This is a genomic window from Methanomassiliicoccales archaeon (assembly GCA_038740345.1).
GTDB lineage: Archaea > Thermoplasmatota > Thermoplasmata > Methanomassiliicoccales > UBA472 > JAJRAN01.
The window spans coordinates 1-12,806 of the sequence record JAVYMA010000030.1; the positions used below are offsets into that span (position 1 = coordinate 1).

At 40.9% G+C, this 12,806-nt stretch carries 13 protein-coding genes, 1 tRNA gene and 1 rRNA gene; 7 read left to right on the forward strand and 8 right to left on the reverse strand.

Features of this window, described 5'->3' with window-relative positions:
- The coding region (locus tag QW520_08260; GenBank protein MEM0449796.1) for an NAD(P)/FAD-dependent oxidoreductase at positions 1 to 895 on the forward strand (895 nt) is incomplete at its 5' end.
- A 36-nt stretch (positions 896 to 931) separates the two neighbouring features.
- Here the strand turns inward: QW520_08260 and mvk are convergent.
- The 3 genes from mvk to QW520_08275 all read right to left on the reverse strand — a co-directional run bounded on the left by mvk (position 932) and on the right by QW520_08275 (position 3,385).
- On the reverse strand, positions 932 to 1,882 hold the full coding sequence (gene mvk / locus QW520_08265; GenBank protein MEM0449797.1) for a mevalonate kinase: 951 nt from the start codon (positions 1,880 to 1,882) through the stop codon (positions 932 to 934).
- Positions 1,883 to 1,928: 46 nt separating this feature from the next.
- Positions 1,929 to 2,516, reverse strand: a complete 588-nt coding sequence (locus tag QW520_08270) for a hypothetical protein (GenBank protein ID MEM0449798.1) — start codon at positions 2,514 to 2,516, stop codon at positions 1,929 to 1,931.
- Between the two features lie 116 nt (positions 2,517 to 2,632).
- A complete protein-coding gene (locus tag QW520_08275; protein MEM0449799.1) occupies positions 2,633 to 3,385 on the reverse strand; it encodes a ribonuclease III domain-containing protein in 753 nt (250 codons plus the stop codon).
- Positions 3,386 to 3,821: 436 nt separating this feature from the next.
- On the opposite strand from QW520_08275, the gene QW520_08280 reads away from it, so the two are divergent.
- Positions 3,822 to 3,947: a CxxC-x17-CxxC domain-containing protein gene (locus tag QW520_08280; GenBank protein MEM0449800.1), complete on the forward strand. Its 126-nt coding sequence runs from the start codon at positions 3,822 to 3,824 to the stop codon at positions 3,945 to 3,947.
- A 155-nt stretch (positions 3,948 to 4,102) separates the two neighbouring features.
- Entirely contained in the window at positions 4,103 to 4,669 is a 567-nt protein-coding gene (locus tag QW520_08285; protein MEM0449801.1) for a flavin reductase family protein, read from the forward strand.
- Between the two features lie 10 nt (positions 4,670 to 4,679).
- On the opposite strand, the gene QW520_08290 is transcribed toward QW520_08285, so the two are convergent.
- The gene (locus QW520_08290) at positions 4,680 to 5,066 is read right to left on the reverse strand and encodes a hypothetical protein (protein ID MEM0449802.1); all 387 of its coding nucleotides are present in this window, start codon (positions 5,064 to 5,066) and stop codon (positions 4,680 to 4,682) included.
- A gap of 666 nt (positions 5,067 to 5,732) precedes the next feature.
- Between QW520_08290 and QW520_08295 the strand changes: the two genes are divergently transcribed.
- On the forward strand, positions 5,733 to 6,647 hold the full coding sequence (locus QW520_08295; protein MEM0449803.1) for a cysteine synthase family protein: 915 nt from the start codon (positions 5,733 to 5,735) through the stop codon (positions 6,645 to 6,647).
- A gap of 261 nt (positions 6,648 to 6,908) precedes the next feature.
- On the opposite strand, the gene QW520_08300 is transcribed toward QW520_08295, so the two are convergent.
- The 4 genes from QW520_08300 to QW520_08315 form a co-directional block, all read right to left on the reverse strand.
- Positions 6,909 to 6,993, reverse strand: a tRNA-Leu gene (locus QW520_08300).
- 79 nt (positions 6,994 to 7,072) lie between these two features.
- Positions 7,073 to 7,960 carry a type II methionyl aminopeptidase gene (gene map / locus QW520_08305; protein MEM0449804.1) on the reverse strand — a complete coding sequence of 296 codons (888 nt, stop codon included), beginning with the start codon at positions 7,958 to 7,960 and terminating at the stop codon, positions 7,073 to 7,075.
- On the reverse strand, positions 7,953 to 8,594 hold the full coding sequence (locus tag QW520_08310; protein ID MEM0449805.1) for an L-threonylcarbamoyladenylate synthase: 642 nt from the start codon (positions 8,592 to 8,594) through the stop codon (positions 7,953 to 7,955). Before QW520_08310 ends, map begins: the two co-directional genes overlap by 8 nt.
- Positions 8,595 to 9,236, reverse strand: coding sequence for an MBL fold metallo-hydrolase (locus tag QW520_08315; protein MEM0449806.1), 642 nt, complete (start codon positions 9,234 to 9,236; stop codon positions 8,595 to 8,597). It lies immediately after the preceding gene.
- 370 nt (positions 9,237 to 9,606) lie between these two features.
- On the opposite strand from QW520_08315, the gene QW520_08320 reads away from it, so the two are divergent.
- The 3 genes from QW520_08320 to QW520_08330 form a co-directional block, all read left to right on the forward strand.
- A complete protein-coding gene (locus tag QW520_08320; GenBank protein MEM0449807.1) occupies positions 9,607 to 10,710 on the forward strand; it encodes an ATP-grasp domain-containing protein in 1,104 nt (367 codons plus the stop codon).
- A complete protein-coding gene (sucD, locus tag QW520_08325) occupies positions 10,711 to 11,583 on the forward strand; it encodes a succinate--CoA ligase subunit alpha (GenBank protein ID MEM0449808.1) in 873 nt (290 codons plus the stop codon). It begins immediately after the preceding gene.
- A 575-nt stretch (positions 11,584 to 12,158) separates the two neighbouring features.
- Positions 12,159 to 12,806, forward strand: a 23S ribosomal RNA gene (locus QW520_08330); the annotation flags it as partial.

A 12,806-nucleotide genomic window follows, 5' to 3' on the forward strand; every position in this document is an offset into this window, starting at 1 on the left:
AGAAAGACATCGCTTTGACAAATTTCTGGCAGAGAGAGCAGCTAAAGCAGGAGCAGAGATCAGATTAAAGACTGCAGCTACAGGAGTGATAAAAGAAGGTAGGGAGATCAAAGGCATCGTTGGTACTAGCTTTGGAGAACCTTTCAAGGCCACCGCGGGTTGTGTGGTAGGAGCTGATGGTTTTGAATCTCAAGTAGGAAGGTGGGCGGGTCTAAATACTGTTGTCCAGATGGGTGACATCACCTCTTGCTTCCAATATAGATTGACTGGTCTAAAGACTGAGCCAGATTTCTGTGAATTTGTATTGGGTTCAGTGGCACCAGGGGGTTATGCGTGGATCTTTCCTAAGGGGGGAGATACGGCAAACGTGGGAATGGGAGTGTTAGGCTCAAAATTGAAGAGGCCCGGCGACGTCAAAATGTATATCGATAAATGGATTAAATCTGACCCCAGACTCTCTTGTGGGCAACCTCTAGAGGCAGTGGGAGCAGCAGTTTCTGTTTCGCCACCAGTAGAAAAGAGTGTGGCTGATGGTATATTGTTAGTGGGGGATGCGGCGAGAGTCATTGACCCAATAACTGGGGGAGGTATTGCTAATGGTTGTATTATGGGTAAAATTGCAGGGGAGGTCCTTGGGGAATGCGCTCAAGCTGGTGATTTTTCTGAAGCAGCCCTGAACAAATATGAGAAGTTATGGCGTGATGAGCTGGAAAACAAATTGTATAGAAATTGGATGGCTAAGGAGAAGCTTACTACATTGAGTGATCAACAGTTGAACGACATTATCGAGACTTTAGCAAGTTGCGATATCAGGGAAATGAACGTGTACAATATTTTAGCCGCTTTGAAAGCGAGAATTCCTGATTTAGTGAAAGAATTTGAGGAATTCATTTGATTAAGTGAAATTCAATATTTTACCCATTCGCAATAATTAAGCTTCCTCAACGCGAACGCCCTCAACACCAGTATGAACGATGAACGGTACACCGCCCTTAATTCTTATCGCTTCTGCTACCTTTAATGGGTTATCCGTGATTGCGATCATGCTCCCTCCACCACCAGCACCTGTGAGCTTAGCTCCATATGAATATGGGAGGGCTGCATAAACTAATTTATCCAACATAGGATGAGATACTCCCAAGATAGCCAATAGTTTATGATTTCTGGTTAGTAGTCGTCCTAATCCTTCCTGATCCCCTTTTTTAAGGCATCGCTTGCCTTCTTGTACAATCGCTCCAATCTCCTGAATAACTTCACGAGCGAAGGTGCTTCTATCTACAAACCTTTTTACTTTGGCTACTAGCGGTCCTGTTGGCGCTTGAAAGCCTGTATAACCGATAACCATTTTCATAGGAGCGATGTCCAAATGATGTACGAACCATTCCCTAATATCCTTTTTAACATGCCATAATAGCTCATCGCTAATTCTTCTGTCCACAAATATTCCCGCGCCATGGGCACAACAAGAAGTGTCAATAGGACTAGCTCTTCCCTGCACTAAAGATTCTATCTCGAAAGAGCGTTTAGCGATATCTTCCTGGTTTATTGATTTTTTATTTAAAAGTGAGAGGCAGCCTATCAAAGCGGTAGTAACTGCGGCTGAAGAACCTAGCCCTGAACCCGATGGAATTTCTGATTGGGTTTCTATCTGGAGTGGGCCTCCCGTCCAAAAGCTATCGATGCAGGATTTCACATATGGATGCGCAGACGACAAGGGCACACCATTCATTAAATACTCAGGGTTCGGCCTGGCTCTGCAGCGAAGACGAATATTGATAGCAACAGCTATAGCAGGTTCTCCAAAGACCACGGCATGTTCTCCGAGCAATATCACTTTAGCCGGAGCCGAAGTTTGCACTAATGGAAACGTAGTTGACCTCATGGAAAATCAATCGAATTCCGCATAAACCACTGTCCCAAATTTCCTATCATAGAAGTTTATAATGTTTCAAAGCAGCTTCTATCACAGAATTAGGAGAACGATTACCTAATTCGCTTCTTGGTGTGTTCCAAAACTTCTGCTCAAAATCCGCCAATGCTGCGGCAAGATCTTCCTGAGTCTCGAAATTCGAACCTTTCTCTTCAAGGAATTCTTCTTGGAATGACCTTAGGAGGTCAACTTTGTATTTCTTGTTGACCAATGTGACAGCGAGATAGTCATCAAGATTATGGGCTAATGTTACTGCCAATTGTTCGGGCAGAATATCCATCATCATATCGAATATTGAATTGGAAAGAGTTAAGAAGAGCATCTCACGTTTATTGAGCTCAGGTGCCACCTGCTCATCGATAGCTGCGTTCAAAGATTCAAACCAAAGATCTCGAAGCGCATAAGACCTCTCTCCATTCTTTCCGAATAATTCCTCGGCAGCACTGATGCATCCACACTTCTCATCATGTTCATGGATTTCTTCTTTATTTTGACTGGATTTGCTATCTAGACGAATTTGAGCATTTTTTTCTGTTTCTTTTTTTCCTTTTTTCTTCGAGCTCGATGATGATTTTTGTGTCGCCATTTTTGCATCTCCTAATACTTTTCCTAGCATGAATGCGAAGGCTTACAACATATTTAAAGTGGCACAAAAATAGTAAGAATAGCGCCAAAGATGATAGCCGAAATTTTCCCAGATTATCAAACTTCCGAAAATGATGATAAAAGAGAAGCAGCGGCTTGCATTCTTGCACGTTTCTTGCTATTACCTTTTCCTTTCGCACTAATCAATTTGGAATTTATTTTGATGGAAAGGTGACATACATACTCCCGAGCATTTTCTGGACCGAGAAGTTCATAATTAAACGTAAGATCTTCAACCTCTATACCCTGAGATCTAAGATGATAACATTTCTCTTGCAAAATGTTAATAGGAGATGATATCAAAGTATCACTGTCAAGTGCCTCTTCATCCCAAATGAATTTTAGAAAAAAATCCTCAGCGGCTTTAAGCCCTCCATCCAAATATAATGCACCCATCAACGCTTCCACAGCATCAGCATAAACACTATCTGGTAACCGGTCGCGATTGATCGAACCGCCTAAACGCAGACAATCCTTTAACCCTAGTTTTTTACCAGAGTTAGCTAAAGAATCGTCTTTTACTAATTTTACCAATCTTTTTGTCAAATCTCCTTCTGATTCCAATTCTTTTATATTAAAAAGATGCTCGCTGGCAATGAGTTCCAAAACCCTATCTCCTAAGAATTCAAGACGCTCATAAGAAATGCTTGACTTCGACTCACTTTTAAATGATGAGTGAGTTAAAGCTTGACGAACTAGTTCCCTTCTACGAAATGAATACGATATGCGCTTCTCCAGTTCATCTAAATGTTTTTCGAACATTACCCGTTGTAACTCCTTGGTATTTGTATTATCTTTCTTAGCCGCCATAAAATGATTCTTGAATACAAGCATAATAAGTTATCATTTTTCATCAAAGCATGCTTAGTAGATTCAAAAAAGTCTAATTTTTTACTCTCTTACCATAATTAGATTTTTTAGTTTAGGATTCTGAAACCGTCTTCAAATTTGACTTATCGAGACAAAATCCAATCAATGGTAAAAAAATTTAAAAATAAATAATCGGGGTAATTGAGAACAAAGTTATGAAAATAAAAGAGTTTAAATTGAAACTCTCAGAACATATTAAATACAGCTGTCCTATATTGAGACCCAATTCCTAACCATCTGAAATGGTCGGGGGAGTGATCTTCCGGTTTTTTTCTGGATGCTGAGGAATATAGCAAATATAGGTAGATTAGTGATGTACGGAAAACCGAGAAGCGGTGGATATAGAGGCGGCAGGCGAGACGACGGACCACGTGAGATGCATGATGTGACTTGTTCCGACTGTGGACAACAGACACAGGTTCCATTCAAGCCGACCGAAGGCAGGCCGGTTTATTGCAAAGAATGCTATCAAAAGCATAAGCCGAAGCGTGACAGGTATTGATTACCTATCACAAATTTTTATTTTTTTAAAAAAAATTGAAAATAACTAATTATTCACACTAAACTATGGCAATTATTGAAAGCATGATTATAAAATATTTTTAAATCGGCGAAATTATTCGATAGCACGACTATAACAAATTAGGTGTTATTGGGATGAAAAAAAGCATAGGTAAATGCATTCCTCCATTAGCGTTGCCTGTATGTCTTGTTGGTGCGGTAGTCAAGGGAAAGCCTAATTTTTGCACTGTTGCTTGGTTTACGATGATTGATGACGAACCTCCTACCTTAGGATTAGTAATGGCTAAAAATAATAGAACCAAAGATGGAATAAACGAAAATAGAGCTTTTAGTGTTAATATCCCAAATCGAGATCTAGTTAAGCAAACCGATTGGTGCGGATTGCATTCAGGCCATAATCAAGACAAATCTAAGGTATTCAGTATTGAGTTCGGGGAAATAACTAATGCGCCACTTATTAGCAATTGCCCTATTTCTGTCGAGTGTCGTTTAAAGCGAATAATAGATTTGGAAGGGGTAGATTTAGTATTGGGAACCATTGAAAGCGTTTATGTGGAGGAGAAGGCAACTTGTTCAGGTAAAATTGAGCCGATGAAGATAGATCCTTTAATCCTTTGGACCGGAAAAGGATGGTATCTTTCATTGGGGGAAAAAATAGCTGATGCATATTCCATTGGAAAAGAATATCAACCTCCTTCTTAACCTTAGAGAATTAAGCTGGCCCCAAGATTCTGTTCATGCTTGCAAGAATGAAACCGAGAACGATGCCAATCAAGAAGGTAAAAGCCTCTCCAGTAATTACTCCTAAATATGATAGCACGGCTGATATAACTACTGTGATTAAAACTAATGAAATTAATGTCTGCAGCGCTCTCATCCGATACTTAATGTAAGGAGATATCATTTGAGAATTGAAGGATCTGAGTACATCGTCTACAAATTTGGCCATTATTTTTAGCGCCTTTTCTATCCTCTCACCAAAATGAAACTTTCGAAGAGGATCTGATTCTTCATGACCTTGAGTAGGCCTTATCTTATCATTTGAGTCGATTTTTAAATCTTTATTTTCGATTTCCATTCCACACTTTTCGCACTTCATTTTAGCCTCTTCGGTAGAATTGCATTATGAAGATAAATCCATTATTTAGCAGCCTTGGTCTCTGCTATTGAATTGCTCCTCTTTTGACTAAGAAATAGCTAAGATTATTATCAACAGTTGGAGAAATAGAACAATGTAAACTATTTTGAATCTAAGTTTTTTTTGTTTTGTGATGAAAGATTCTCATAGCACAAGCAGCCCCCAGGGGTGCAAATATAGCAATAGTGAGTAGAGTATTCTCTGAAACCCTTAATCCATTGCATTTTGCCATAAATTTATCATACCAAAAGAGGAAGAATGAAAAAATGTTAATCGCAAGTAAAAGTAGTAGCAGATTGATGCCAACTTCTCTCATTTAAATAGACCCCCAAGGGACTTGGAAGCTTCGGAAATTGTTATTTTATAATTTGCATCTTATTTATATTATTCAGTTTAAGTTTGAACTCGAAAATAGATTTTTTGTTCCTTTACTAGCATTTCTGGATTGAAACTCCGATGACGAATTTCTACTATTTTATAACACCCCATTGATGCTGTTTATTACCTTTTAATAAATTTAGATATTATAAATAGATTCATTGAATGAAACGGCACCCATTAAATAATTAATATTGAAGACGAATAAGTCGCCTGATTTAAGAGTCCTAAATAAAGCGAGATGATAGGATGGAAGACCGTTTTGCTGATTACAAGGAGAACATACTTCAGACTATTGGCAATACCCCGTTGATCAAGATCAATCGGCTCAACCCCAATAAGAACGTGACTATATATGCGAAGGTCGAAGGATTCAACCCTAGTGGTAGCATCAAGGACAGAATCGCCTTGAGCATGATTCAACAAGCAGAGGCGGAAGGAAAACTGACCAAGGGTAAAACGATAATAGAGCCCACCTCGGGGAATACTGGTGTTTCCTTGGCCATGATAGGTGCAATCAAAGGATATGATGTGGAAATCGTAATGAGCGATGCTGTTTCTGTTGAGAGACGGCAAATGATCAAGGCTTTCGGCGGGAAAGTAACTTTGAGCGAAGGGAAATATGGTACTGACGGAGCGATAAGAAAAGCTAGGGAACTAGTTAGTGCAAATCCTGAAAAATATTTCATGCCAGACCAGTTCTCTAATGAATATAATAAATTGGCTCATTATAAAACAACAGGTGACGAGATCTGGAGACAGACAGGCGGGGATGTAGATTACTTTGTATCTGCTTTGGGAACTTCGGGAACAATAATGGGTGTTGGAAAGCGATTGAAGGAGTATAATCCAGATGTCAAGGTGGTATGCGCTCATCCTGTGAAGGGACATTACATCCAAGGCCTCAAAAATATGGAAGAGGCCATAGTTCCAGCAATTTATGACCCAAAGATGATAGATATCACAATTATGGTTGAGACCGAAAATGCTTATGAAATGACGCGTCAAATCGTTAGGCAGGAAGGAATTTTCGTAGGCATGAGTAGCGGTGCAGCAATGTATGCTGCATTTGAAATGGCTAAGAGAATCGACTCAGGTACTATAGTAACGATTTTCCCAGACAGAGGCGAAAAATATCTAAGTACTAATTTGTTTGAAAAATGATGAGAAAATAATATTTATAATTTTTTAAAATGTATTGCATATAAAGTTACATTTGTCTAAGCGATTAAAAATAATATGAAACAAGACTGTTACAATCTTTATGTCTCATTACTTCAGGAGTTCTTATTTCAGCATTCTCATAAATCATCGGTATAATAAAAATCATAAAAATTTTTTTATTTTATAATTTGAAAATCAAGAACCCAGTAACAATTTATTCAACTTCTCTCGATTCGCCATAGTTTGAAAAAACGACATTAGTGCGAGGGGCCGGATTTGAACCGGCGAACCTCTGCAGGAACAGATCTTGAGTCTGTCGCCTTTGACCTGGCTTGGCAACCCTCGCGTTGGAGACTCGTAACCTAAATATCCTTATTAAACCTTCTCAGAGAGGAAGGCCTCTAAGAATCTTATTTTTGCTATTCTTAAGTGGTAACCTCACATCTTTGGCCAGTGATGATCACGGTATGTTCTGTTTGAGCTACCATGCCACCCTTTATTTCTTTCAATATAGGATATGAAGATATTAGACCATGACGAACTAGATTCTTCAAAAGGCTAGGCGCATCATGCATTATCTCTGTGCACCACCGTTCGCAGAAAGGCAAAGTTCCAAAATTTGTTTTTATTAGATTAAAAAGGTCCATGGCCCTTTCATTCTTAACAGGACGTTCTCTGATTATTCGATAGATGTTTCCTCCATGAGAATTGAAAACCTGCCCTCCTCCATTAGTCGCGAAAGGTTCTACGGCTACAACCATGTCCTTTCTTATTCTGGCTGCACTCCCATCGTCGATATTCGGTACAGTGAGTCCAGCATGCAGACTAAACCGCCTCATACCATGACCAGTCAGATTTGCAACTGGTCTAAATCCCTCTTCCTTAATCACCCTTTCAATAGTCCCACCTACCTTGGAGACTTGGACACCATCACCAATCATTTCAATCGCAATGCGTAAAGCTTTTGCAGACGATTCGATCAACGATTGCCAATTTTTGGTTCCTACTTCTACAGTAACTGCAGTATCGCCAACAAAACCATCCACATGAGCGCCCACATCAACTTTAACGACATCGCCTTTTGAGAACGTTGCACGATCGTCGCTTGATGGGGTGAAATGCGCAGCTACATCATTTATTCCGATATTGACGGGAAATGCAGGTCGCGCCCCTTTACGAATAATATAAGCTTCCACTTCCACGGCAATATCGACTAAACGAGCTCCTTCTCTGATTAGAGAGGCACCCAACTCTCTTGCCTCACGGGAAATTGCTCCCGCCTTACGCAGACAAGCCAGTTCGTGTTCATCCATTCAAGGCAGCCTCTATTTCCTCAACGGAAATAACGCCCTTTCGAATAATCTCGATCTCCCCATTATGAACAGCTACTATCGTAGAATGATGCCCTAATTTTGTGGCACCGCAATCAAGATAGATCGACACCCTATCACCTAACTCTTTCACCGTATACTTAATATTAACTGGATCAGGTCTCGAGTGAAGATTTGCACTGGTTGATGTTATTGGGCCAAATCGTCTGATTATCCTTAATGCCAGTGGATGGTCTGGCATACGTATTCCCACTTCATCTGTGCCTGCTGTGACTAAGTCTGGGACTTTTGGTTTTTTCTTCAATACCAAAGTGATTGGCCCAGGCATGAATTTCTGCGCCAGTTTTCTCGATAAGGAATCCATTACAGCCACGTTTTCCAACATGGGCATATCGCTAACAGCTATGGATATGGGCATATCAAAGGGGCGATTCTTAGCCATGAAGACCTTTTTCACCGCATTTTCGTCTAAAGCATTAGCACCTAGACCATATAGTGTCTCTGTGGGGTAAACGATGAGGTTTCCTTTTCTGAGTTCCCCCACAGTCATTTCCACTTCCTCGTCCGAAAGGTCGCATTCTTTACAGTTTTTACCTCTGCATTTTATTATTTGCATTCAATTCTCCCCTACCCAGTTAAGTGCTTGCTCTACACATTCATTTCCGCAACCTAATCCACAGGGCCCATGACCTGGATATAGATTTTTAATATCAAACTCCATTAATTTTTGAATTGAGCGATATAAAGCCCTCTGATCCCCGCTGGGTAAGTCCCAACGACCTACACCGTCTTTAAATATTGTATCCCCTGAGATAAGATCTTTTGTTTTCGAATCGTAAAGGCATATACTCCCAGCTGAATGGCCAGGAGTGTGGATTACTCTAAACTCATGATCACCAGTATTGAAAATCATTCCTTCTTCAATCGGTACTACGTTCAAAGGCTCCAAATGACCACCAAACATGATAGACATTGTCGCCCATGCATCACCTTCACTTACGACCTCTGCGTCTTCATTGTGTATGAATACCTTTGACCCTAATTTGTGTGATAGGAAGGCAGCTCCTCCTACATGATCATAATGACGATGTGTCAAGATGATGCTTTTAATTAAATTGATTGAAGTAAATTTATCCAAATCCGAGAGCAATTGATTGATCCCCGCACCCGTACCCGTATCCACAATCATGGGTCGGTTACCCGAGATGAAGTAAACGTTGCAATCATAACCTTTACCTGGAAGGGTTCTTATAGTCATTTTGATGTTGTGAAGTTGCAAGCCATATTTTACCCTTTCTCATAAAGACAATATAGAAATTATTGAGACTATTCTGGCTCTAAATAAAAGAGAATCAAGGAAATGATCTCCACGAAAAATTTAGCGAGGAACATAAGCCCGCAATGTTCAGATTTACCCTAGAAATGACCTGATTCAAAAAAGAAAAAGACAAATTAGAGATAATTAAAACGCTTGGAGGGGTCGATTAACCTTGCATTTTTCGGTGTTGTCGAAGACAAGAAAGAAGTCATGAATGAGACTAAATTGCTCAAAAACTCCTTGGAAAAGGTCAATTCAAAAGACAAATGAAAAAATATTTGCACAGAGAATATTGAAAGGGGCTATCTGATTGAACTTAAAAGAGTATGAGGGTAAGACGTTATTCAAAAAGTTCGGAATCCCTACGACTGATGGATATGTTGTGAGAAGCCCATCAGATATAAAAGAAATAAGTGGACCAATGGTTGTAAAGGCTCAAATAGAAGCAGGTGGTCGAGGAAAGTCTGGAGGAATCAGATTCGCTTCAACCTTGGAGCAACTGAAGAAAGCCGTGGAGGAAATTATTGGAATGGAAATAGCGGGGCAAAAGGTAGAGGAAGTTTTGGTTGAGAATAGAGTGAATATTGACAGAGAGTTCTATTTAGCCTTCCTCAATGATCGAAAGAATAGGCTTCCTAAATTGATAATGTTAAGACAAGGAGGCATTGATGTCGAAAACTCAGATCCTTTTATGCTAATGGAATGGACCATAGATCCCTTGATTGGAGTTTCCGATTATATATGTAGAGAAGCGGCTATGGAATTAGTTCTCGATCCAGGTGCGGCTTCCCAGTTAAAAGAATTGATTCAAAAAGCTTGGAGAATGTTTTGGGAAATGGATTGCGAACTTTTAGAGATTAATCCAGTCGCCCTTTCACATGAAGGAAATATAGTTGCTTTAGATTCAAAAATTACAATCGATGATGATGCCTTATTTCGTCAAACCAATATAAAAAGAAAAATCGAGAAGGTTGAATCTTTAGAAGCAGAAGCCCGAGCCATCGGCATGAGTTTAGTTAGGTTAGAAGGCGAAATAGCAGTAATAGCCAATGGCGCGGGTCTAACAATGGCAACTTTAGATGTCCTTGCCTTATACGGCGAAAAAGGGTTGATTTTTCTCGATCTCGGAGGAACAGATGATGAGAAAGCAATAGAACAAGCCATTCAACTGGCGAATAGAGCAGGCCCAAAAGTAATTCTGATCAATATATTTGGAAGCGTTACGAAATGCGATACTGTTGCTGAAGGAGTCATCGGCGCAAAATCAAAACTGGGAGTGGGGTCTAAATTTGTGGTAAGATTGCGGGGTACTAATGAAGAAAAGGCTCGGCAAATGTTGGAGTCTGAGGGGATCATTACTGTAAAGAATCTGGAAGAGGCTTGCCTCAAAGCAGTGCAAATCAAAGGTGATTGAGTGGCAATCATCTTGAGAGATGATGCAAAGGTGCTGATTCAAGGTATCACTGGACACCAGGGTAGTTTTCACACCGCTTCGATGCTTAAATTCGGAACAAATATTGTTGCTGGTGTAGTTCCTGGGAGAGGCGGTGAAAGGGTCGAAGGTATTCAGGTTTTCGAAACTTGCAAGCAGGCTGTGAGGAAGACAGGAGCTGAAGCTTCTGTGGTATTTGTTCCTTCGAAATGGGCAATGGATGCGGTAATTGAAGCACTTGACGCAGGAATCGAGACCATAGTGATAATCACCGAACACATCCCCATTCGCGATTTTATAATTCTCTTTCGTTACGCGAAGCTCAAAGGTGCTCGGATAGTCGGTCCTAATTCTCCAGGTATTGCATCACCTGGTAGATGGAAATTAGGAATAATGCCTAATGTGATATTCAAGCATGGATCGACCGGTGTTGTCTCTCGCTCAGGAACCTTGACTTATGAAATCGTCAATAACCTAACAGAGGCAGGGATAGGGCAGTCAACTTGTGTCGGCATAGGCGGTGATCCTATCGTAGGAACAGATTTTATTGAGGTCTTGGAATTGTTCCAGGAAGATCCAGAGACTGAAAATATTGTTCTGATCGGAGAGATAGGAGGCACAGCCGAGGAAGACGCCGCCGATTTTATCGCGAAACGAGTTACTAAGCCAGTTGTTGGTTATATTGCAGGTAGGACAGCTCCGACTGGGAAGCGTATGGGTCATGCAGGGGCGATAATTTCAAGAGGTAGGGGCTCAGCGAATAGTAAGGTTAGCGCCCTGCTGGAAGCAGGAGTGCGAGTGGCTAAGACTCCAGCTGAAGTGCCCCGTTTGGTCAAGGATGCGGCTAGATATTAAGTCTCCTGGATGATTTTTATCTAACAATAAAATCGTTATTGGATGGAAGATTTTTCACCTTTTTATCTCGTATTTAACTTTAGTTGGTTTTCTGTTAATTTTTTCCTAAAATCATGTAAAACACTGATGTTTGGTTATTCATTAATAAACAATAAAATGCAAGTCCAAAATATGAACAGATGGAAGATTGTCGAGTATTAGTTTCTTACATTTATTTATTAACGATGTTAATTTTTAAAAATAAATTATCAACATCCAGAACGATAAAGAGGGTAGGCTCATAACCCTTAAATAGAACATCTTTACTAAAGGTAATTCCCTCAATTGAGGTCTTATGTTCCATTGAGAACTGCATGACTATGGCTCGGAACAACCTATAAATAAGACCTCGAATATCGAGGGCTCCACTGCGCCGCGAGGCCTAATTGGTCTGCGGCGATTGTTGAGCGAAAAGGGTGCACCCGGGAAGAAGATTTCCGGGGAAGAGGATAGGGCGTCCACGATGATGGAAGGCTTCGTGGTGGGCCCAATGATCCAATCACACGCAATCTGGACGTATGTTAAGCCGACAGTCGACGGCAAAATTGCTACGCTGTTTGGGGAATCGCTCGGCTCGAGCGCCGAAGAAGGTCGTGTCAAGCTGCGAAAAGCGCCGGGTAGGTGCAAGAAGCCTATGATCCGGTGACCGCCGAATGGGACTTCCTAATCTTCGGATTGATCCGGAAGGATCGGGAACGCGGGGGATCGAAACATCCTAGTACCCGCAGGAAAAGAAATCAACCGAGATGCCGTTAGTAAAGGCGATCGAACGCGGCAAAGGGTAAACCGAATGCCTCTCAGAAATGAGAGGTAGATGTGGTGTTGTTGGACTCGATACTTCTTCCTCGGCTAATCAGAAGTCAACTGGAACGTTGCACCATAGAGGGTGATAGTCCCGTATGAGTAAACTGAGAATAAGATTTTGAGTATCCAGAGTACCGTGCGTTGGATATCGCGCGTGAATCCGGGGAACACTTATCTCCAACCCTAAATACGACTCGAGACCGATAGCGCAATAGTAGCGTGAGTGAAAACTGAAAAGTACCCTTGACGGGAGGTTAAAAGAGCGTGAAACCAGACAGCTATATTCAGATACGGCATGAAAGGGAAGAAGCCGCAAGGTGGACCAGTGTCGTATCGTCCGTTTCGAATAACGGGCCAGGGAGTTCTGATCAATGGCGAGA

Bases quoted from the DNA above. Each gene is read 5' to 3' on its own strand.
- QW520_08290 (MEM0449802.1), bottom strand. From the start codon at position 5,066: ATGAAGTGCGAAAAGTGTGGAATGGAAATCGAAAATAAAGATTTAAAA.
- QW520_08295 (MEM0449803.1), top strand. From the start codon at position 5,733: ATGGAAGACCGTTTTGCTGATTACAAGGAGAACATACTTCAGACTATT.
- QW520_08270 (MEM0449798.1), bottom strand. From the start codon at position 2,516: ATGGCGACACAAAAATCATCATCGAGCTCGAAGAAAAAAGGAAAAAAA.
- QW520_08285 (MEM0449801.1), top strand. From the start codon at position 4,103: ATGAAAAAAAGCATAGGTAAATGCATTCCTCCATTAGCGTTGCCTGTA.
- map (MEM0449804.1), bottom strand. From the start codon at position 7,960: ATGGATGAACACGAACTGGCTTGTCTGCGTAAGGCGGGAGCAATTTCC.
- QW520_08275 (MEM0449799.1), bottom strand. From the start codon at position 3,385: ATGGCGGCTAAGAAAGATAATACAAATACCAAGGAGTTACAACGGGTA.
- QW520_08280 (MEM0449800.1), top strand. From the start codon at position 3,822: ATGCATGATGTGACTTGTTCCGACTGTGGACAACAGACACAGGTTCCA.
- mvk (MEM0449797.1), bottom strand. From the start codon at position 1,882: ATGAGGTCAACTACGTTTCCATTAGTGCAAACTTCGGCTCCGGCTAAA.
- QW520_08315 (MEM0449806.1), bottom strand. From the start codon at position 9,236: ATGACTATAAGAACCCTTCCAGGTAAAGGTTATGATTGCAACGTTTAC.
- QW520_08310 (MEM0449805.1), bottom strand. From the start codon at position 8,594: ATGCAAATAATAAAATGCAGAGGTAAAAACTGTAAAGAATGCGACCTT.